Raw genomic sequence first — 20596 nt, 5'->3', positions numbered from 1 at the left:
GTCAGCAGGAGTCGCCCATGTCCATCCGCCGGGTCATGCCCGACATCCGATCAGAGGCCATGGAGGAGAGCCGTGACTTCTACGGCCACCTGGGGTTCGAGGAGGTCATGAACCTTGGCTGGGTCATGACGCTCGCCTCCCCCTCCAACCCAACGGCGCAAGTCACCTTCATGAGCCATGACGAGACCGCGCCCGTCGTACCCGACATGAGCGTCGAGGTGGACGATGTCGATGCGGCGTATGCGGTGATGCGAGAGAGCGGCGCGGAGATCGTGCACCCCTTGCAGGACGAGAAGTGGGGAGTGCGCCGGTTCTTCGTCCGTGACCCCAACGGCCGGGTGGTCAACGTGCTGAGCCACAGCGGGTGACCGGGGTCCCAGGGCATCGCGTCCGACGACGCCGATCGCTACGTCCGCGGACTCTTCCAGAACGTCGGCCGCACCCTGGGCGATGAGACCCGCTCCCTGCACCAGCTCACGCCGACCACGAGACCCCAAGCGGCCGATCGGAGGACGGAGCCGGCATCGAGCGGCGGTCAGGCATACGGTTCGCGCAAGGGCCGAGGCTGCCGGACTCCACGCGTGATGGCATCCGGCATACCCTCACCGGCGGTGTAGTACCGCCCCTGTGCCTCACCGTGCGGCGACAGCCACCGGGCGCGTACGAGTTCGCGGATGTCCCGCTGGGCCTGCTGCTCGCTGAGCGCGGCGTCCGACTGGTACGTCGCCCGGCGGACGCGGTTGCCCATCGCGGCCGGGTACAGGGCGTACAGCAGTCGCTCGGCCCAACCCTGCTTCTCGATGGCTTCCTCCAGGGCGGCCCATAGCGTCCGAGTGGTTTCCACTTGGCGTTCCACCGTCTGGGCCTGCTGATGGTGTGCGCGCAGGCAGAAGCGCACCCAGGAGCGGGTGTCCCGGTCCGGCGTCCATACGGGGCCGCCGACCTCGGCGAGTACGTCGTAGTAGCGGTAGGTGTTGCGGGCGCGTCCGAGCCACTCCTCAATGCTGGAGAACTCCGGTGCCACGAGCCCCTCACGGGCCAGCACCAGGGTCTGGAGGGCGCGGGACATCCTGCCGTTGCCGTCCGGCCAAGGGTGGATGGCCACCAGGTTCAGGTGCGCCATGGCGGCCCGGACCAGCGCCGGTGTTTCGAGGTCCCCCTCGTTCAGCCACGCCACCAGTTCGTCCGCCAGACCGGGCACCAGTTCCGCGTCCGGGGCTGTGTATGCCGCGATGGTGGGGTCTTCGGGTGAGGTGACGTACACGGGGCCGGAGCGCCACCACCCGGGCCGCTTGAGCAGGTGATGCCCCTGCATCATGAAATGCAGACTGTTGAGCAGCCCCTTGCCGTAGGCGAAGTCGGGACCGGCGTCGGCCAGCCGCTGGATGTACGTCATGGCCTGCCGGTAGCCGTCGATCTCCGCGGCCACCACCCCGCTGGCCTCGATCGGGGCCTCGCCGAGAATGATGTCCTCGACGTCGGCGACGCTCGCCGCATACCCCTCGATCGTGTTCGACCCGGCGATCGCCCGCGCGGTCAGATTGCGGCGGAGCTGGCCTTCCCACCGCCTCGGCGCCCGCAGATGCAGCCGCAGGCGCCCCCGCATCGCGTCGATCTCATCGAGAACGCGCGCATCGTCGGCGTTGAGTTCGGGCACCCCGTACATCATGAAGCCATGACACCATCCTCCCATCAAAGGGTCAAGCCGAGCGAGCCGCGCTCGTTTGAACGGCCCTGGCGGCGGGTGCATGCTCGGTAAGGAGGAGATGGGCGCATGAACGCCGAGGCCCCGCGGACCGCCGTGATCACGGTCGACGAGTCCGGCATCGTCACGGGCTGGAACCGCGGTGCCGAACGGGCGCTGGGGCATACCGCGGAGGACGCCGTGGGGCGGCGGGCCGGGGAGTTGCTCCTGCCCGAGGGCGGGGCGCCGTTCTGGGACGGGCCGCCGGAACGGGACGACTGGCTGGGGTGGCTGTCGGTGCGGTGCGCCGATGGCCGGGTGGTACGGGTGCGCGGGGCGGGGCACCGGCTGGTGGACCGGGATACCCGGGGCCAGTGGGTGCTGGTGGCGCCGATCGAGGACGCCGCCGGGCCGCGGCCGCTGCCGCAGGAGATGGACCGGGCGGTCGTGGACTGGCTGTTCTCCCGCTCCCCGGTGGCCGTGACCATGTACGACACCGACCTCAGGTGCATCCGGCAGAACGCCGCCATGACGCGGCTGACCGGGATCACGGAGGCCGAACGCAAGGGGAAGCGGCTGCCGGAGGTGCTGTCGGGGCCGGACGCGGAGCCGTGGGAGCGGCGGCTGCGGCGGGTGGTGGAGACGGGGGAGGCCGCGTTCAGCGGGGAGATGCGGGGGCGGCTGCCCTCGAACCCGGACCAGGATCGCGTCCTCCTGGCCGCGGCCTCCGCCCTGCGGGGCGCGGACGGGGAGACGCTCGGGCTGTGCACGACGGTCTCCGATGTGACCCAGCAGATCCGGTCCCGGGAGCGGCTGACGCTGCTCAACGAGGCGAGCAGCCGGATCGGCGGCACCCTGGACGTGATGCGCACCGCGCGGGAACTCGCCGACGCGGTGGTGCCGCGGCTCGCCGACTGGGTGACCGTCGATCTGCTGGAGACGCTGCTCAGGGGGGATGAGCCGGGTCCGTTCACCGGGGTGGTGGCGCTGCGCCGGGCGGCGAACCAGTCGATCATCGAGGAGGCGCCGGAGGCGGTGCGGCAGCCGGGCGAGGTGGACTTCTACCCGCCGTACACGCCCGCCGTACATTGCATGGCCACGGGCCGGTCCACCCGGCACCGGGTCACGGACCGGGACATGCGGGACTGGCTGGCGCGGGACCCCGCCCGGGCGGAGAAGTTCCGGGAGTACGGATTCCAGTCGATCATGGGGGTGCCGATCCGGGCGCGCGGGATGACGCTGGGCATCGCCATGTTCTACCGGCGGACCAAGGACCCCTTCACGGAGGACGACCAGCTGCTGGCCGAGGAGCTGGTGGCGCGGGCCGCGATCTGTCTGGACAACGCGCGCCGCTTCGACCGCGAGCGCACCGCCGCGCTCAGCCTCCAGCAGAGCCTGCTGCCGCGGGGCACTCCGGCGCAGGCGGCGGTCGAGACCGCGTCCCGCTATCTGCCCGCGGGGGGCCGGTCGGGGCTGGCGGGCGACTGGTTCGATGTGATTCCGCTGTCCGGGGCGCGGGTCGCCCTGGTCGTGGGCGACGTCGTCGGCCACGGCATCGGCGCGGCGGCCACCATGGGACGGCTGCGCACGGCCGTCCGTACGCTGGCGGACGTCGATCTGCCGCCGGACGAGCTGCTGACGCATCTGGACGATGTGGTGATCCGGCTCGCGGCGGAGGCCGAGAGCGGCGGTGCCCGGGATGGCCCCGATGCTCCCGGCGACCCCGCGATTCTCGGCGCCACCTGCACGTACGCGGTCTACGATCCGGTCGCCCGGACCTGCTCGATGGCCCGGGCCGGGCATCCGCCGCCCGCCGTGGTCACCCCGGACGGCGAGGCGCGGCTGCTCGATCTGCCCGCCGGTCCCCCGCTGGGCCTCGGCGGGCTGCCGTTCGAGGCGGTGGAGGTGGAGCTGCCGCCGGGCAGCCTGCTCGCGCTCTACACCGACGGACTGCTGGGCTTGCGCGAACGGGAACGCGAACTGGACGGTGCGCTGGACGCGTTGTGCCACGCGCTGACCGACCGCGCGCCCTCCCTCGACGCGCTGTGCGACCACGTGCTCGGCGATCTGCTGCCGGACCACCCCGCCGACGACGCCGCGCTGCTCATCGCCCGCACCCAGGCCCTGGGCACGGACCGGTTCGCCGTACGGGACCTGTCGGCCGACCCGGTCACCGTGGCGACGGCCCGTTCGTGGGCGTCCCGGAAGCTCGACGCCTGGGGGCTGGCGGACGCGTCGGACATCACGGAGCTGGTGGTCAGCGAGCTGGTCACCAACGCCATCCGGCACGCGGAGGGGCCCATTCAGCTGCGGCTGATCCGCGACCGGACGCTGATCTGCGAGGTGTCCGACGCCAGCAGCACCGCGCCCCATATGCGCCGGGCCCGCCTCTCCGACGAGGGCGGCCGCGGACTGCTGCTGGTCGCCCAGCTCACCCAGCGCTGGGGCACCCGGCACACCCACACGGGCAAGACCATCTGGTGCGAGCAGCTGGTCGGGGCGCATCCCTGAGCCAGGGTCGCGCCCCTGAGCCGGGTCGCGCCCCTGAATCAGGTCACATCTCTGAACGAGAGCTGTGAAAACGAAGAATCTTGTTCATTGATATGGACACGCCATCGACCCTGGCCTACGTTGACGCCTGGTCCGGACCATGACGACTGACTGGAGGTGGGCGCATGCCCGCGTTACGCATGCAGGTCGGAGTGGGCGTCGCCGTCGGCGTGCTCATGGCCGCGCTGACGGGAACGGCGGCCGCCCCGGCCGCCGACCCGACGGACGGATGGACGCAGAAGTCGTACACGTACAGCATGCAGAAGCCGTACAACCTGGATCTCAGCGACCGCTACAGCTACAACTCCAGCACCAAGACCCACACCATGTGGGTGAACGCCTCCGACGAGCCGTTCGAGCAAGGCAGTTCGACCAATCCGCGCACCGAGATGCGCTGGAAGAACGACTACACCTCGGGCAAGCAGATGTGGGACGCCGATGTGTACGTCCCGTCCGGCACCAACGGCGCGGACATCATGCAGATCCTGCGCACCCGGCGCCCGTCCGGGACCCCCGCGACCGACATCATGTTCCGGGCGTCCAGCGCGAACGGCGGCACGCTCAAGCGCTATACGAACGAAACCATCAAGACCGGGATCTACAACACCTGGTGGAACCTGAAGGTCGCCCACGACGCGAGCGCCGGAACGATCCAGGTCTACGCCGACAACAAGCTGGTGCTGACCGCCGACGACCGCGGACCGGCCACGCGCTACTTCAAGAACGGCGTCTACCACCACGGCTCGGGCAAGGCCGAGGCCCGCTTCCGCAACGTGCGCTACTGGGTCAAGTAGGGCCGTACGCCGCACCGGCCGCCATGCCCGGGGCGGCCGGTGCGACACGTCCGGAGCGCGGCTACAGCGGCGTCGGGACGTCCGGCACCGGGGTGTGCGCCACACCGTTGATCAGCACGTGGAAGCCCCAGACCAGCCGCTCCTGGGGAGACCCGGAGAGCAGCCGCGGGCCCAGCGCGGCGATGCGCGGGTGCGTCCGCTCCGAGGCGCCCATCAGCGCGGCGGCCATCGCCTCCCAGTCCTCCTCGTTGTGGCGGTCCTCGTCCGGGCCCCGCCAGGCGTGCTCGGCGGCGGTCGCGGTGCCGAACTGGAGCAGCACGTCGGCCAGCCACGCCGCCCGGTCCGGCGCGACCCCGCCCTCGTGCAGCAGCGCCAGCACCCCTTCCGCGAGGTTCAGGAAGTACGTGCCGTAGGGGCGCGCGGCCACAGCCGAGCGGGCGAGGCCGGGGTACGCGAACAGCAGGTCCGTGTACGACATGAGGACCCGCACCAGCCGCTCGCGCCAGTCGCCCTCGGCGGTGGCCGGACTCAGGTCGACCTCGGCGAGCAGCTCGTCGAGGACCGCCGCGTGCAACTCGGCGGTGTTGCGGACGTACACGTAGAGCGAGGCGGGCCCGGTGTCCAGCTCCTGCGCCAAGCGGCGCATGGTGACGCGATCCAGGCCCTCGGCCCGCATGAGGTCGACAGCGGTGGCGATGATCCCGTCCCGGGTCAGGGCCGGTTTCGCCGGACGTTCGCGGCGGCTCTGGCGCGTGGCGGAGTTCCCTGTCATGCGCCCATGCTATCCCGGCGCGAACACGTTCGTAACGAACGTGTTTGCCACGAACATGTTCGTCGGCCTACGCTCCTCCCGTCCGGCACGACAGGGATTCATGGGGAGGCGATCTATGGCCACCGGCGGGTCCAGCGGTAGGTCCACCGCACCCGGCATCGCGATCGTCGGAGGAGGGCTGGGCGGGCTGACGCTGGCGCGCGTCCTGCACACCCACGGCATCGCCGCGACCGTCTACGAACGGGACGCGTCGCCGACCGCCCGCGACCAGGGCGGCACGCTGGACCTGGACGAGACGTCGGGCCAGCGGGCGCTGACCGCCGCCGGGCTGCTCGACGACTTCCGCGCACTCAGCCGCCCCGAGGGCGGCGAGCTGCGCCTGCTCGCCAAGGACGGATCCGTCCTGCTCCACGAGCCCGCCCCGGACGGCGGCGGCGACCGCCCCGAGATCGACCGGTACGCGCTGCGGGGGCTGCTGCTGGACTCGCTGCCGAGGGGGACGGTCCGCTGGGGACACGGCGTACGGTCGGTCGCCGTCTCTCCCACGGGGCGTCCGGCGCTCACCCTGGCCGACGGCGAGACCGTGGAGGCGGATCTGCTGGTCGGCGCCGACGGGGCCTGGTCGCGGGTCCGGCCGGTGGTGTCCGGCGCCCGGCCGGTCTACGCCGGGGTGACGTTGATGGACGGACAGCTGGAGGACGTCGACACCCGGCACCGCGCCCTCGCCGAACTCGTCGGCCACGGCACGATGTTCGCCCTCGGGGACGAGAAGGGGGTGATCGCGCAGCGCATCGGCGGGGAGCGCATCCGCGTCTACAGCACCGTCAAGGTTCCGGAGGGGTGGGCAGGTACGGGGGCCGTCACCGCGAAGCGGGTCCTGGACCTCTTCCCCGACTGGGACGACGCGCTGCGCGCGCTGATCGCCGGCAGCGACATCCCCCTCGCGCCCCGGCCCCTCCACGCCCTGCCCGTCGGGCACCGCTGGGACCGGGTGCCCGGCGTCACCCTCCTGGGCGACGCCGCCCACCTGATGTCCCCCTTCGCGGGCGCGGGCGCCAACCTCGCCATGCTCGACGGCGCCGAACTCGCCCGGGCCATCACCGCCCACGACGACCTGGAGACGGCGCTGACCGCGTACGAGACCGCCCTCTTCCCGCGCGGCGAGACCGCGGCCGCCCTCTCGGCCGCGAACCTCGCCGACTTCTTCCGGCCCGACGGCCTCCGCCGCGCGCGGGACCGCTTCACCTCGTACGCATCACCCCGCGGACCGGCTCAGGACAGCCACTCGGTGTAGTGGGTGGGGGCGAGACGGGCGTCCCCCTTGGTGGTGAGGACATCGCCGTGGACGGCGGCGAACATCCCGGCAGTGTCGTCCAGGACGACGGTGCGGCTGTCGGAGCGCGCGTCCAGGGTGACCCGGCCGAGTTCGTCGAGGGTGAAGACGTCGGGCCCGCCGATGTCGCGGGTGCCGTTCAGCGGGGTGCCGACGGCGACTTCGGCGACGGCGTCGGCGACGTCCTGCGCGGCGATCGGCTGGATCGGCGTCGCGGGCAGCCGGACGGTGTCGCCGTCGGTGGTCCAGGACAGGAGCGCGTCGATGAACTCCATGAACTGGGTGGCGCGGACGATCGAATACGGAATAGGCCCGGCCTTGAGGATGTCTTCCTGAAGCACCTTGGCCCGGTAGTAGGCGAGCTCGGGCACCAATTCCGCGCCGACGATCGACAGGATGACGGCGTGCCGCACCCCGCCCTTACCGGCGGCGGCCAGGAGGTTGTCCATCGAGGTCTGGAAGAACGCCGCGGAGGCGTCGTCGAAGGTCGGCGAATTCGTCAGGTTGACCACGACGTCGGCACCGGACAGCGCCTCTTCCACGCCCTTTCCGGTGATGATGTCGACCCCCGTGGAGGGCGAACAGGGCACGGCCTCATGGCCGCCCGCCGTCAGGTTCTGCACGACCTTCGATCCGATGAGGCCGGTCCCGCCGAGAACTGCGATCTTCATGGTCACCTGTCTTTCCGCGGAGCGCGTCGGTCCTTGCGCTGGGCCAGTTCCTGGTCGTCCACCAGGGTCAGCATGGGCTGCCCCGGCGCGCACATCATGGTCACGAGGAAACGGCTCCAGGAATCCGTTCGGTTGTTCCCGTCCTGATAGTGGATGACGTCGCCGCCCGGCTCCCAGAACGTCTCTCCGGCCTTGATCACGCGCTCCGGCTCGCCTTCCAGCTCGAAGAGCATTTCGCCTTCGAGCATGTATCCGAATGCGGGGCCGGAGTGCCGGTGCGGAGGGGTTCCCGGGTCACCCGGGGGGTATTCGATGAGGACGGTCATCGCCTCCGCCCCTTCCGGGATGAAGGGCGGCCGTGCTGACTGAAGCGTGGTCAGTGCGGTCTTCCACGCCTCGGATCGTGGTTTCTTGCTCGATTCATCGCTCGGCATGAGTCATAGGTAAAGACCGGAGCTTCCTTCTGGCCGTGACGACCCGCGCGAGCATTTCCGGCGTTCGCCCACCGGCTGTTTCAGCCGAGCGCGATGAGCGCGAGGGCCGCCCCCGCGGCCAGGGCGAGCAGTTCACCCATCGCGGGCTCACTCCGCGGGGGCCGCGGCCTCGCGCTCGGCGGCCGCCGCCCGGTCCGCGGCGCCGACCGGGCAGGGGGCGCCCCGGTGGGTGCAGGCGTCGCGGTCGCACATGCGGCACATCCGGTCGGCCGCGCCGCAGCCCTGGTAGAGGCCGTCGAGCAGTTTGGCCAGGAGTCGGCCGAGGTCGCGCACCTCGGTACGGTCCAGGCCGCGCAGCACCCCGGCGAGGTGGGAGGTGCGCGCGGTCAGCAGGTGTTCGGCGGTGCGCCGCCCGTGGGAGGTGGGGTGGACGCCGGTCCAGTTGCCGACCGTACGCCGCCGCTCGACCAGGCCGGACCGCTCAAGACCGTCGACCATCCGCACCGCGGCGGACTGGGTGAGGCCGACCCGGCGGCCCAGCTCGGTCACGCTCACGCCCGGGTCGGCATGCAGGACGATCAGGGCGGCGGCCGCGCTCATGCTCAGGTGGGAGGCGGCGGCCGGGGCGGTGAGCAGGTCGTCCGTGACGGCCAGCGCCGCGGCACCCAGCAGGTTCGCCACGCGCTCGATGTCGGGTTCGGGGATGTCCGGGGCAACGATATGCATGAGTCATGCATGTCCTGATGAGGGTGACGGCAATCGGGGGCCGCCGGAGTGAAAGGAAGTGAGAGGATCGGACCCGAGGGTGTGGTACGTGCGCGACGGGAGGCACCGCGTGTCGGTGGAGATCACCTGGTGGGGGCATGCCACCGCGACCGTGCGGGACTCCGGCGTACGGGTGCTGACCGACCCCCTCTTCGTACGGCGGCTGGCCCATCTGCGCCGCCGCCGCGGCCCCGTGCCGCCGCCGGACGCGGCGGTGGCGGACGTCGCGCTCGTCTCGCATCTGCACGCCGACCATCTGCACCTCGGCTCGCTGGCCCGGCTGTGGCCCGGCACCCGGCTGATCGTGCCGTACGGCGCCGGGCGGGCCGTGCCGGGGCTGCGGCGGATGGCCGCGGCGGGCGATCTGCGGGTCACCGAGGTACGGCCGGGCGACGTGGTGTCGGTCGGCGACGTACGGATCCGGGCCGTGCCCGCCGCCCACGACGGCCGCCGCCTGCCGTTCGGGCCGCACCGGGCGCCCGCGCTCGGGTACGTGCTGCACGGCGAGGCGACGACGTACTTCGCGGGCGACACCGGGCTGTTCGACGCGATGGCGGACGCCGTCGGCCCGTGCGACGTGGCGCTGCTGCCGGTCGGCGGCTGGGGCCCGTACCTGGGCCACGGCCACCTCGACGCGGGCCGCGCCGCCGAGGCGCTGGCCCGGCTGGGGGCGCGCAGCGCGGTGCCGGTGCACTACGGGACGTACTGGCCGATCGGCCTGGACGCCGTGCGGCCGCATGAATTCCACGCGCCGGGCGACGACTTCGTCCGCCACGCGGGGCGACTGGCCCCCGACGCGTCGGTGCACCGGCTGCGGCACGGGGAGTGCGTGCGGCTGGAGCCCGCCAGGTGATAGGCGAACTGGCGCGCCTGCCGGCCGAGTCCACCCAGCAGGCGGTGGGCTATCCGTCGCTGTTCCTGCTGGTGGTGCTGGGGTCGCTGGTGCCGGTGGTGCCGACCGGGGCGGTGGTCAGCTCGGCGGCCGTGGTCGCGATCCACCAGTCCTCGCCGTTCTCGCTGCTGTTCAGCTTCGGCGTCGCCGCGCTGGCCGCGTTCCTCGGGGACCTCGCGCTGTACTTGCTGGGGCGGCGCGGGGTGCGGTCCAAGAACGGTTCGCGGTGGCTGGAGCGCATACACGACCACGCGGCGCCGGAGCGGCTGGACCAGGCGCGGACGAAGCTCACCGACCACGGGGTGGCGGTGCTGGTGCTGTCCCGGCTGGTCCCGGCGGGCCGGATCCCGGTGATGCTGGCCTGTCTGCTGGCCCGCTGGCCGGTGCGGAGGTTCGCCCGCGGCGCGGCCCCGGCGGCGCTGGCCTGGGCCGGGACGTACCAGCTGATCGGCCTGCTCGGCGGCTCGCTGTTCCGCGAGCCGTGGGAGGGGGTGGTGGCGGCCGTGCTGCTGACGGTGGCCGTCAGCGTGGCCCCGGGGGCGTGGCGCCGCGTGGTGCGGCGCCACGGCGCGGGTTAGGTGCGGGGGCTCGCCCCCGCCGGGGTCCGGGGCGGAGCCCCGGACCCCGGTCCTCGAACTCCCCCAGCTACCGCTGGGAGGTGCCCCCTGGTGCTGGATTTGGTGCAGATCCGCCCTCGGCCTCGGGTCCGCCGGAGGGCTTGATTTGGTGCGGAGCCGCCCCGGTTCCGCGGGCTCGGAAACCGGGGCGGGCTACGGAGCAGCGGTCAGCTGCCGAGACTCAGCACCTCCCGTAGCACCTCCGTCAGCAGTGCGTACGGGTCGGACGCGGAGCGCTCCGCGCGCCAGGCGACGAAGCCGTCGGGGCGGACCAGGACCGCGCCGTCCGGGGCGGTGCCGTGGAGTTCGGCCCAGTCGGCGCCCGGCTCGGGGGCCAGTTCGTGGTCCGGTTCCGTGCCGACGCGGTAGCAGTCGAGGGGGACGCCGAGGGCGTCGGCGGCGCGGCGGCCCGCCTCGTGCCAGGCGGCGCCGCCCGGGCCGGTGAGCAGCACGCAGGTGCGCTCGTACAGATCGAGGGTGGAGAGCCGGACCCCGCAGCGGTGGACCCACATGTGGGGGGCGCGGCTGCCGGGTTCGGCGGAGATCTCGAAGCGGTCGGGTACGGCGGGGGCGGTGGGGTCGGCGCCGAGGACCGCGCCGTTCACGTAGCGGTAGCCCATGGCGACGGCCATGACGTTGCTCTGCGGGCCCGCGGTGGGCGGGGCGGAGTAGCCGGGGTGGCTGTGCTCGGCCGAGCGGGAGGCGGCCCGGGCGCTGGTGGCCCGGGCGACCGGCTGCCGTTCGGTGCCGTACGTGTCCAGCAGCCCGGGACCGGCCCAGCCGCCGAGGACGGCGGCGAGCTTCCAGGCGAGGTTGTGGGCGTCCTGGATGCCGGTGTTGGAGCCGAAGGCGCCGGTGGGGGACATCTCGTGGGCGGAGTCCCCGGCGAGGAAGACGCGGCCGGAGCCGTAGGTGTCGGCCACCCGCTCGGCCGCGTGCCAGGGCGCCTTTCCGGTGATCTCGACCTCGAGGTCGGGCATGCCGACGGCGGTGCGGATGTGCTGGGCGCAGCGTTCGTCGGTGAACTCCTCCAGGGCTTCGCCGCGCTCGGGGTGCCAGGGGGCGTGGAAGACCCACTGCTCCTGGTTGTCGACGGGGAGGAGCGCGCCGTCGGCCTCGGGGTTGGTGAGGTAGCACGCGATGAAGCGGCGGTCGCCGACGACGTCGGCGAGCCGCTTGGCACGGAAGGTGATGGACACGTTGTGGAACAGCTCGCCGTGTCCGCTCTGGCCGATGCCGAGCGCCTCGCGGACCGGGCTGCGGGGGCCGTCGGCGGCGATGAGGTAGTCGGCGCGGACGGTGGAGCGGGCCTCGGTGCGGCGGTCCAGGATGACGGCGGTGACCCCGTCGGCGTCCTGCTCGAAGGAGAGCAGCTCGGTGCCGAAGCGGAGGTCGCCGCCGAGGTCCTGGGCGGCTTTGAGGAGGACGGGTTCGAGGTCGTTCTGGCTGCACAGGCACCAGGCGGAGGGGCTGATGCGGGCGGCCTTGCCGCCCGGGTCGATGTCCCGGAAGAGCCAGTTGTGCTCCTCCCCGGCGAGCGACGGGGTCTGCATGATGCCGTGGTTGTCGGCCAGGACGGCGGCCGCCTCGCGGATCGCGGACTCCACTCCGGCGGTGCGGTACAGCTCCATCGTGCGGATGTTGTTCCCGCGCCCGCGCGGGTGGTGGGAGGTCCGCGGATGCTTCTCGACGAGCAGGTGGCCGATCTCCAGACGGCCCAGGAACAGTGAGGCGGACAGGCCCACCAGGGAGCCGCCCGCGATGAGGACGGGGACGCGTTCAGCAGTCTCGGCAAGACGGTTCATCTTGCTGCTATGCCCGGTGTTTCCAGACCCGTTCGGGGCTCTGACCAGGCGTTCCCTCAGATGGCTCACAAATCTCGCGCCATACGTGGGAGCGCCCCACGATCGGTCTGACGGGCGGCGCATCCAAGGAAGGACGCATCCCCCTAGGAGGAGTGGAATATGAGCACCCTGCCCCAGACTCCACAGCCCACCACGACACCATCCATGACCACGCGGTCCTCGCAGTCCTCACTCACCGATTCGCGGCTGCGCGTGGTGCTGCTGCTGGACGTGCGCAGCGGTGCCGAGGAGCGTTTTCTGCGCGCGTATGACGAGCTGTGCCAGCAGGTGGCCTCGGTTCCGGGGCACCTCAGCGACCAGTTGTGCCAGTCGATCGAGGACCCTTCCAAGTGGCTGATCACCAGCGAGTGGGAGAGCGCCCCGCCCTTCCTGGCCTGGGTGGACAGCGAGGCGCACCGGGAGATGGTCAAGCCCATGCACGGCTGCGTCGAGGACACCCGGTCGCTGCGCTTCGGCATCCTGCGGGAGACCGACAACCGGGGCCGCGGGACGACGGCGGCCCGGGGCCGGCTCCAGGCGGCGCCGCGGATCGGCGACGGGCTGGTCCGGCACGGCCTGACGTTCACGGTGAAGCCCGGTTCCGAGAAGGACGTGGCGGCGATCCTGGCCGACTACGCCCCGATGGAGACGCGGGTGGACGACACCACCCGGCTGTGCCGGACGTCGCTGTTCATGACCGGCAACCGCGTGGTCCGGACCGTCGAGGTGAAGGGCGACCTGGTGGCGGCGCTGCGCCATGTGTCGCGGCAGCCCGAGGTGCGTGCGGTGGAGGCGGCCGTCAACCCGTATCTGGAGGAGCCGCGCGACCTGGACGACCCTGATGCGGCGCGGGAGTTCTTCTACCGGGCCGCGCTTCCGGTGGTGCACCATCTGACGGCGGTCAACGGGGCGAACGGCAGCGCGCCCGCGGGACCGCTGCGGCGGCACGCCCTGTGCTACCCGGTGCGGGAGGGGTCCGGCACGGCCGTGGCCCGGCTGCTGGCCCGCCAGGACGAACTGGCGATGAACGGCGGTACGACGCCCCTGGTGAGCAGCACGATCTTCCAGCACGAGGACCTCGTCGTCCGGATGGTCGACATGAGGGCGCCGCTGGACCAGGACCCCGCCCTTTCGGTCGGTGTCGGCGGCAAGCGTGCCGCGGCCGTGCTGGGCCGTCTCGTCGAGTGCGGCCAGGACCGGGATCTGTCCCACGCGGACGGGCTGCGGCGCTTCCTCGCGGACTGCGACATGGAGCCGGTCACCGACCGCCGGGCGGCGGACTACTGAGGTTCCCCCCTTCTTTACGGCTTTCACGCCCTTTACGTCCCCCATGTCACGTTCCCTGTCCGGAGGCACCGATCATGACCACGCAGTCCCCCCACATCGTCGACCTCGCCGACGTCGCTCACAACACGCGGCGCGGCGGCGACCTGCGCGCCATGCTCACCCCGAGCACGGTGGGCGCCACCAGCGGCTTCATGGGCCTGGCGCTCATGCAACCGGGTGAGCGCATCGGTGAGCACTACCACCCGTACTCCGAGGAGTTCGTGTTCGTCGTCTGCGGCGACCTGGAGGTGGACCTGGACGGGACCGCGCACCAACTGCGCCCCGACCAGGGCCTGCTGATCCCCCGCGACATGCGGCACCGCTTCCGCAACGTCGGCGACACCGAGGCCCGGATGGTCTTCCATCTGGGCCCGCTGGCTCCCCGTCCCGAGCTGGGGCACGTGGACACGGAGGCCACCGAACCTGCCGAGGCGTCATCGTGACGCGACGGGTGGCGATCACCGGGCTCGGCGTGGTCGCACCGGGGGGCGTGGGTGTTCCGGCCTTCTGGGACATGCTCACCGCCGGGCGTACGGCGACGCGCGGCATCACGCTCTTCGACCCCGCGGGCTTCCGTTCGCGGATCGCCGCCGAATGCGACTTCGATCCGGTGGCCGCCGGGCTGACCACGGAGCAGGTCGGACGCTCCGACCGGTACGTGCAGTTCGCGCTGGCGGCCTCCCGGGAGGCCGTGCGGGACGCGGGCCTGGAGACCGGCGGCGACCAGTGGCGCACGGGGGTGTCGCTGGGCACCGCGGTCGGCGGCACCACCCGGCTGGAGCACGACTACGTCGAGGTCAGCAACAAGGGCGAGTCGTGGAACGTGGACCACCGGCGGGCCGGGCCGCATCTGCACCGGGCGTTCTCGCCCAGCGCGCTGGCCTCCGGGGTGGCGGAGCTGATCGGGGCGCAGGGGCCGGTGCAGACCGTCTCGACGGGCTGCACCTCGGGTCTGGACGCGATCGGGTACGGCTTCCAGGCGATCGAGGAGAACCGGGCCGACGTGTGCATCGCGGGCGCGGCGGATTCCCCCATCTCCCCCATCACGGTGGCCTGTTTCGACGCGATCAAGGCGACCTCGGCCAACAACGACGACCCCGAGCACGCGTCGCGGCCGTTCGACGCGCGCCGCGACGGTTTCGTCCTCGGCGAGGGCGCCGCCGTGCTGATCCTGGAGGAGCTGGAGCACGCGCGGGCCCGCGGCGCCCGGATCTACTGCGAGATCAGGGGGTTCGCCACCTACGGCAACGCGTACCACATGACCGGGCTGACCCGGGAGGGCCTGGAGATGTCCGAGGCCATCGACCACGCCCTGGGCCACGCCCGGATCAACAGCTCCGACATCGACTACGTCAACGCGCACGGCTCCGGCACCCAGCAGAACGACCGCCACGAGACGGCCGCCGTCAAGCGCTCGCTGGGCGACCACGCGTACCGGACGCCGATGAGTTCGATCAAATCCATGGTGGGGCATTCGCTGGGCGCCATCGGGGCCATCGAGATCGTGGCCTGCACCCTGGCCCTCGCGCACGGCGTGGTACCGCCCACGGCCAACTACGAGAATCCCGATCCCGAGTGCGATCTGGACTACGTACCGCGCACCGCCCGCTCCCTGCCGCTGCGTCATGTGCTCTCGGTGGGCAGCGGGTTCGGCGGCTTCCAGTCCGCGGTCGTGCTCAGTCATGGGGGTGCGTCATGAACGCGACCGCGGAGACGACCGGCAAGGCCAAGAAGCACATCCGGGGCGCGGCGATCACCGGAATGGGGATCGTGGCGCCCAACGGCGTGGGGACGGACGCCTTCTGGAAGGGCGTACGGGAGGGGATCACCTTCCTGGACCGGCTCACCCGGGAGGGCTGCGAGGACTCCCCGCTGCGGGTCGCGGGCCAGGTCCGCGGCTTCGAACCGGGGTCGGTGATCGAGGAGCGGTATCTCGTCCAGACCGACCGCTTCACCCACTTCGCGATGGCCGCGGCCGAGCTGGCGCTGGACGACGCGAGGCTGCCGCGCAAGGACATGTCGCCGTACGCGGTGGGCGTGGTGACCGCATCCGGCTCCGGCGGCGGCGAATTCGGCCAGCGCGAGCTCCAGCAGCTGTGGGGCAGGGGGCCGCGCTATGTGGGCCCGTACCAGTCCATCGCCTGGTTCTACGCGGCCAGCACCGGCCAGATCTCCATCCGCGGCGGGTTCAAGGGCCCGTGCGGGGTGGTCGCGAACGACGAGGCGGGCGGCCTGGACGCCCTCGCGCACGCCTGCCGGTCGATCCGGCACGGGGCGGACGCGATCGTGGTGGGCGCCGCCGAGGCGCCGCTCGCCCCGTACTCGGTGGTCTGCCAGCTGGGGTACGAGGAGATGAGCCTGGCCCGGGACGCGGGCCGGGCCTATCTGCCGTTCACCGCCGACGCCTGCGGCTTCGCGCCGGGCGAGGGCGGGGCGATGCTGATCGTCGAGGAGGAGGGCGCGGCGCTGCGCCGCGGGGCGCGGATCCGCGGCCGGATCCTCGGCCACGGCGCCACCTTCACCGGCCCGTCGATGTGGGAGCGGTCCCGGGAGGGGCTCGCGCAGGCCATCCGCGTCGCGCTGGACGAGGCCGGGTGCGCCCCGGAGGAGATCGACGTGGTGTTCGCGGACGCCCTCGGCACCCCGGAGGCGGACCGCGCCGAGGCCCTGGCGATCGCCGACGCGCTCGGCACCCATGGCACCCGGGTGCCGGTGACCGCCCCCAAGACCGGTTTCGGCCGGGCGTACTGCGCCGCTCCGGTCCTGGACGTGGCGTCCGCGGTGCTCGCCATGGAACACCGCGTCGTCCCGCCCACCCCGTACGTCACCGACGTATGCCATGACCTCGACCTCGTCACCGGCAGTTCCCGCGCCTGCGGGGCGCGGACCGCGCTGGTGCTCAGCCGGGGGCTCATGGGCTGCAACGCGGCGCTCGTGCTCCGCGGCCCGGAAGGAGATATGTGATGTCCAGTCAACTGTCCTACGGCGACCTGGCCTCGCTCATGAAGCGCTGCGCCGGACTGACCGTCGACCCGGAGCTGATGCGCACCCGGCCGGACTCCACGTTCGAGGAGTACGGGCTGGACTCGCTCGGCCTGCTCGCGATCGTCGGCGAGCTGGAGAACCAGTACGGCACCCCCATCGAGCCCGGCGCCGAGAGCTCCAAGACACCCGGCGACTTCCTCGACGTCATCAACACCTCACTCACCACGGGAGCATGAGATGACCGGCCACACCGACAACGAGATCCTCATCAAGGCGCCCCTGGACCTCGTCTGGGACATGACGAACGACCTGGAGAACTGGCCGGACCTGTTCAGCGAGTACGCGTCGGTCGAGGTGCTCCAGCGGAACGGGGACACCGTCACCTTCCGGCTGACCATGCACCCCGACGAGAACGGCAAGGTCTGGAGCTGGGTCTCCGAGCGCGAGATGGCCCGCGACGTGCGGACCGTCTGGGCGCGCCGGGTGGAGACCGGGCCGTTCGCCTTCATGAACATCCGCTGGGAGTACGAGGAGGAGCCCGAGGGCACCCGCATGCGCTGGACCCAGGACTTCGAGATGAAGCCGGACGCACCGGTCGACGACGCCGGAATGACCGAGCACATCAACCGAAACTCCAAAATCCAGATGGAGCTGATCCGGGACAAGATCGAGCAGCGCGCCCGCGCGCGGGTGGGGGCGTGAGGAAATGCACCGTGAACTGATCGTGGCCCGGATGAAGGAAAATGCGGCGCAGGACATAGCCGCGGTATTCGACGAGTCGGACCGCAATGGCGAACTACCGCATCTCATTGGCGTTCGGAGCCGGAGTCTCTTCCAGTTCGGCGATGTGTATCTGCATCTGATCGAGGCCGACAAGCCGCCGGGGCCCGAAGTCGCGCGGGTGGCAGGACATCCGGAGTTCCGCGCCATCAGCGAACGCCTCTCGGCGTACGTGCAGGCCTACGACCCGGCGACCTGGCGCGAGCCGAAGGACGCCATGGCGAGGGAGTTCTACCGCTGGGAGTGCTAGGGGACGGGCCGGGCGAGGGCCCGGCCCGCCGTCGGGCGCCCTCGTCCAGGGCTCGTCCAGGGCTCGTCCAGGACTGTTATCGAACCGGCTGCCGCATACACGGAAGCCGGTTCCGGCGTTTTGGGGGAAGCCGTCCGGCGGACCCGTTCCGAGGGACCGAAAATCCTGTCGGCCAATCAGATGAATAACCATCAGCCCGTTCGCGCGGCAAAAGAGTGATCAACGGCCGGAACTCCACTCGGAGGGCTTACATCCGTCAGATTTGCTGGCCGCGTCGGGTGGCAGCCGGGCCCCTCTTCGCTGACGGTGGTTAAGACGCCGACGCGATCCCTTTGTCTGGCAAATAGTCAGTCATCGCGCCGGTGCCGGAAGGAATGACTCATGCGATCTACTCGCGCACTCTTTGCCGGGGCGGCGATTGCCGCCACCCTGACCCTGGGCGCCCCTGCTGCCGCGTTCGCTGCCGACGTCTCGGACCCGGGCGGTCACGGCGGGTACTCGAGCAGCCAGGAGTCCTCCGAGGACGGCTACGGTCAGAGCGGCAGCTCCTGGAAGGACAAGGACAAGGACCCGAAGGAAGAGCACGGGAAGGAAGAGCCGAAGGGCAAGGACGAGGACCCCCGCGAGCACCACGACTGGTCCGGCGACCCCAGCAAGGGCAAGGACGAGGACCCGGCGGAGCACGACTGGTCCGGGAGCAAGGGCAAGGAAGAGGACCCCAAGGAAGAGCACGGCTGGTCGGGCAAGAAGGGCGACTGGGACGGCGGGTCCTGGAAGAGCCACGAGAAGCCGAAGGGTGGCGTCCACACCGGTGGTGGCGGCATGGCCACCACGGGCAGCGGCATGGCCGCCGGTTCGGTTCTGCTCCTCGGTGGTCTCGGCGCCGGCGCCTACGCCCTGCGTCGCCGCAAGCCGTCCGGCACCGCGATCTGAGCCTGACGCTACTGATTCACCCCGTGCTGCCGTGGCACCACCGCTCGCTTCGGCGGAGGTGCCACGGCAGCGCCACGGACGGGCGCTGTGAGAAAGGCGAACACCCGCATGGGCAGACAGGACAAGCAGGGCGGTACTGACAGCAACACCCGCACGCTCCGATGGGCCGCGGCGGCGTCTCTCATCGGTGTCTTCCTGATCTACAACTCGGTCGACGCGTCCTCCCAGTCCTCCTCGGTGACACCGGCCCCGCCCGCGGCCACCGCGTCCGACACGGATTCACAGCCGGATACGGCGGAGGTGCCCCCGGAGGCGTCCGACTCGCAGGCGTCGGCGGCCAAGCCCGCGTCCCGGCCCGGGCCCGCGCTGCCGCGGTCGGCCCCGAACCAGCTGGACATCCCCTCGATCGGCGTGAGCGCCCCGTTCACCGCGCTGTCGCTCAACCGCCAGGGAACCCTGGTCCCGCCGCCCGACACCGACAACAACCTCGTCGGCTGGTACAAGGCCGGTCCCTCCCCCGGTGAGCGCGGCAACGCCATCGTGGCCGGACACGTGGACACCAAGACCGGCCCCGCGGTGTTCTCCATGCTCAACACCCTGAAGGCGGGCAGCAAGGTGACCGTCACCCGCGACGACGGCATCCTCGCCACGTTCGTCGTCGACAAGGTGCGGACGTACAAGAAGAAGGACTTCCCGGACCAGCAGGTCTACGGGGACACCAACGACGCCCAGCTGCGCGTGATCACCTGTGGCGGTGCGTACGACCACACCGCGAAGGACTACACGGCGAACGTGGTGGCGTTCGCCCACCTCACCTCGTTCCGCTGGGCCTGAGCAGCCCCCGCCGTAACAAGAAGGTGCCCGCGCACTGCGCGGGCACCTTCGTTGCGTTACCCCGGCGGCTAGCCGGGCACCGTGCTGTCGATGGCGTGCAGATACGAGTTGACGGGACGGCTCTCGGTGACGTTCAGCCCGGCCTCGGTCATCCGCGCCACCAGGCTGTCCGTGGTGTGCTTGCGGCCGCCCACGTTGAGCAGCAGGAACAGGTCCATGGCCGTGGTGAACGAGGAGCGGCTGTTGTCGATGAGGTTCTCGATGACGAGGACCCGGGCACCCGGCCGCGCGGCCGCGACCACATTGGCGAGCGTGCGGCGGGTGTTCTCGTCGTTCCACTCCAGGATGTTCTTGATGATGTACAGGTCGGCCCGGACCGGGATCTCCCTGCGGCAGTCGCCCGGCACCAGCGTGGCCCGCTCCGCCAGCGCGCCGCCGTCCCGCAGCCGCGGATCGGCGCCCGCCACCACCTGCGGCAGGTCCAGCAGGGTGCCGCGCAGATCGGGGCGCTTCTCCAGGAGGCTGGCCAGCACATGGCCCTGGCCGCCGCCGATGTCGGCGACCTCCTTGATGCCGTCGAGGTCGACGAAGGCCGCGACCTCGGCCGCGGACTGGCGGCTGGAGGTGGTCATCGCCCGGTCGAAGATCTCGGCCGACTCGGGGGCGTCCTCGTGGAGATACGTGAAGAAGTCCTTGCCGTAGAGGTCCTCGAAGACGATGCCGCCGGTGCGCACCGCCCGGTCCAGCCGCGGCCAGGCCTCCCAGGTCCAGGGCTCGGTGCACCACAGGGAGATGTACCGCAGGCTGCGCGGGGTGTCCTCGCGCAGCAGCCGGGACATGTCGGTGTGGACGAAGCGGCCGTCGTCGGTCTCGGCGAAGATCCCGCAGCAGGCCAGGGCGCGCAGCAGCCGGCGCAGCGGGTCGGGTTCGGCGTCCACCGTGGCGGCGAGTTCGCCGATGGAGGTGGGCTGCTCCCCCAGCGCGTCGGCGACGCGCAGCCGGGCGGCGGCGCGTACGGCGGCGGCCCGGGCGGCGCCGAAGGCGATCTCCCGCAGCTGCATGGCCGCGGCCTGGGGTCCGGCCGCGCCGTCCGGCGCCGTGCCGGGGGGCGGGGTGGCGGTGGTGGTCATGA

The 20596-nt window shown here is 71.6% G+C and carries 22 protein-coding genes; 15 read left to right on the top strand and 7 right to left on the bottom strand.

Annotated elements, in window-relative coordinates:
* The first annotated feature begins 17 nt into the window (after positions 1-17).
* Complete coding sequence (locus LCH29_RS07575) at positions 18-368, top strand: VOC family protein (RefSeq protein ID WP_446460917.1); 351 nt, start codon at positions 18-20, stop codon at positions 366-368.
* 167 nt (positions 369-535) lie between these two features.
* Here the strand turns inward: LCH29_RS07575 and LCH29_RS07570 are convergent, their stop codons facing one another.
* Positions 536-1666, bottom strand: coding sequence for a Fic family protein (locus tag LCH29_RS07570; RefSeq protein WP_446461279.1), 1131 nt, complete (start codon positions 1664-1666; stop codon positions 536-538).
* 108 nt (positions 1667-1774) lie between these two features.
* On the opposite strand from LCH29_RS07570, the gene LCH29_RS07565 reads away from it, so the two are divergent.
* Positions 1775-4195: a SpoIIE family protein phosphatase gene (locus tag LCH29_RS07565; protein ID WP_446460916.1), complete on the top strand. Its 2421-nt coding sequence runs from the start codon at positions 1775-1777 to the stop codon at positions 4193-4195.
* Between the two features lie 164 nt (positions 4196-4359).
* Positions 4360-5028 (top strand): polysaccharide lyase family 7 protein, encoded by a 669-nt coding sequence (locus tag LCH29_RS07560; RefSeq protein ID WP_446460915.1) that lies wholly within the window; start codon positions 4360-4362, stop codon positions 5026-5028.
* A 61-nt stretch (positions 5029-5089) separates the two neighbouring features.
* Here LCH29_RS07560 and LCH29_RS07555 read toward each other — a convergent pair whose 3' ends face one another.
* Complete coding sequence (locus LCH29_RS07555) at positions 5090-5800, bottom strand: TetR/AcrR family transcriptional regulator (RefSeq protein ID WP_446460914.1); 711 nt, start codon at positions 5798-5800, stop codon at positions 5090-5092.
* Positions 5801-5915: 115 nt separating this feature from the next.
* On the opposite strand from LCH29_RS07555, the gene LCH29_RS07550 reads away from it, so the two are divergent.
* On the top strand, positions 5916-7094 hold the full coding sequence (locus LCH29_RS07550) for an FAD-dependent oxidoreductase (RefSeq protein ID WP_446460913.1): 1179 nt from the start codon (positions 5916-5918) through the stop codon (positions 7092-7094).
* On the opposite strand, the gene LCH29_RS07545 is transcribed toward LCH29_RS07550, so the two are convergent.
* The 3 genes from LCH29_RS07545 to LCH29_RS07535 form a co-directional block, all read right to left on the bottom strand.
* Positions 7073-7804 (bottom strand): SDR family oxidoreductase, encoded by a 732-nt coding sequence (locus LCH29_RS07545; protein WP_446460912.1) that lies wholly within the window; start codon positions 7802-7804, stop codon positions 7073-7075. The genes LCH29_RS07550 and LCH29_RS07545 overlap by 22 nt on opposite strands.
* 2 nt (positions 7805-7806) lie before the next feature.
* Entirely contained in the window at positions 7807-8238 is a 432-nt protein-coding gene (locus LCH29_RS07540; RefSeq protein ID WP_446460911.1) for a cupin domain-containing protein, read from the bottom strand.
* 147 nt (positions 8239-8385) lie between these two features.
* Positions 8386-8964, bottom strand: a complete 579-nt coding sequence (locus tag LCH29_RS07535; RefSeq protein ID WP_446460910.1) for a MarR family winged helix-turn-helix transcriptional regulator — start codon at positions 8962-8964, stop codon at positions 8386-8388.
* Positions 8965-9073: 109 nt separating this feature from the next.
* Between LCH29_RS07535 and LCH29_RS07530 the strand changes: the two genes are divergently transcribed.
* Together LCH29_RS07530 and LCH29_RS07525 are read left to right on the top strand one after the other, a co-directional pair.
* Positions 9074-9856 carry an MBL fold metallo-hydrolase gene (locus LCH29_RS07530; protein WP_446461278.1) on the top strand — a complete coding sequence of 261 codons (783 nt, stop codon included), beginning with the start codon at positions 9074-9076 and terminating at the stop codon, positions 9854-9856.
* Positions 9853-10473 (top strand): DedA family protein, encoded by a 621-nt coding sequence (locus LCH29_RS07525; protein WP_446460909.1) that lies wholly within the window; start codon positions 9853-9855, stop codon positions 10471-10473. The genes LCH29_RS07530 and LCH29_RS07525 overlap by 4 nt, the downstream gene beginning before the upstream one ends.
* 206 nt (positions 10474-10679) lie before the next feature.
* Here the strand turns inward: LCH29_RS07525 and LCH29_RS07520 are convergent, their stop codons facing one another.
* Positions 10680-12317, bottom strand: coding sequence for an FAD-dependent oxidoreductase (locus LCH29_RS07520; RefSeq protein WP_446460908.1), 1638 nt, complete (start codon positions 12315-12317; stop codon positions 10680-10682).
* A 159-nt stretch (positions 12318-12476) separates the two neighbouring features.
* On the opposite strand from LCH29_RS07520, the gene LCH29_RS07515 reads away from it, so the two are divergent.
* From LCH29_RS07515 to LCH29_RS07475, 9 genes are all read left to right on the top strand, one after another.
* Complete coding sequence (locus LCH29_RS07515) at positions 12477-13643, top strand: SchA/CurD-like domain-containing protein (RefSeq protein WP_446460907.1); 1167 nt, start codon at positions 12477-12479, stop codon at positions 13641-13643.
* 74 nt (positions 13644-13717) lie between these two features.
* Positions 13718-14125, top strand: coding sequence for a cupin domain-containing protein (locus LCH29_RS07510; RefSeq protein ID WP_063730698.1), 408 nt, complete (start codon positions 13718-13720; stop codon positions 14123-14125).
* Positions 14122-15381 (top strand): beta-ketoacyl-[acyl-carrier-protein] synthase family protein, encoded by a 1260-nt coding sequence (locus LCH29_RS07505; protein WP_446460906.1) that lies wholly within the window; start codon positions 14122-14124, stop codon positions 15379-15381. The genes LCH29_RS07510 and LCH29_RS07505 overlap by 4 nt, the downstream gene beginning before the upstream one ends.
* Entirely contained in the window at positions 15378-16646 is a 1269-nt protein-coding gene (locus tag LCH29_RS07500) for a beta-ketoacyl synthase N-terminal-like domain-containing protein (protein ID WP_446460905.1), read from the top strand. The genes LCH29_RS07505 and LCH29_RS07500 overlap by 4 nt, the downstream gene beginning before the upstream one ends.
* Positions 16646-16903, top strand: a complete 258-nt coding sequence (locus tag LCH29_RS07495) for an acyl carrier protein (RefSeq protein ID WP_446460904.1) — start codon at positions 16646-16648, stop codon at positions 16901-16903. Before LCH29_RS07500 ends, LCH29_RS07495 begins: the two co-directional genes overlap by 1 nt.
* A 1-nt stretch (position 16904) precedes the next feature.
* A complete protein-coding gene (locus LCH29_RS07490; protein ID WP_446460903.1) occupies positions 16905-17369 on the top strand; it encodes an SRPBCC family protein in 465 nt (154 codons plus the stop codon).
* 4 nt (positions 17370-17373) lie between these two features.
* Positions 17374-17697: a TcmI family type II polyketide cyclase gene (locus LCH29_RS07485; RefSeq protein ID WP_446460902.1), complete on the top strand. Its 324-nt coding sequence runs from the start codon at positions 17374-17376 to the stop codon at positions 17695-17697.
* Positions 17698-18078: 381 nt separating this feature from the next.
* Positions 18079-18630, top strand: a complete 552-nt coding sequence (locus LCH29_RS07480; protein ID WP_446460901.1) for a hypothetical protein — start codon at positions 18079-18081, stop codon at positions 18628-18630.
* Between the two features lie 108 nt (positions 18631-18738).
* Positions 18739-19464 carry a class F sortase gene (locus tag LCH29_RS07475; RefSeq protein ID WP_446460900.1) on the top strand — a complete coding sequence of 242 codons (726 nt, stop codon included), beginning with the start codon at positions 18739-18741 and terminating at the stop codon, positions 19462-19464.
* 68 nt (positions 19465-19532) lie between these two features.
* Here LCH29_RS07475 and LCH29_RS07470 read toward each other — a convergent pair whose 3' ends face one another.
* Positions 19533-20594 (bottom strand): methyltransferase, encoded by a 1062-nt coding sequence (locus LCH29_RS07470; protein ID WP_446460899.1) that lies wholly within the window; start codon positions 20592-20594, stop codon positions 19533-19535.
* Positions 20595-20596: the final 2 nt, after the last annotated feature.

It is taken from the genome of Streptomyces sp. BRA346, from assembly GCF_052851135.1.
Note: the sequence above shows the minus strand (reverse complement) of the source record. Positions and strands in the feature narration are given on the sequence as shown.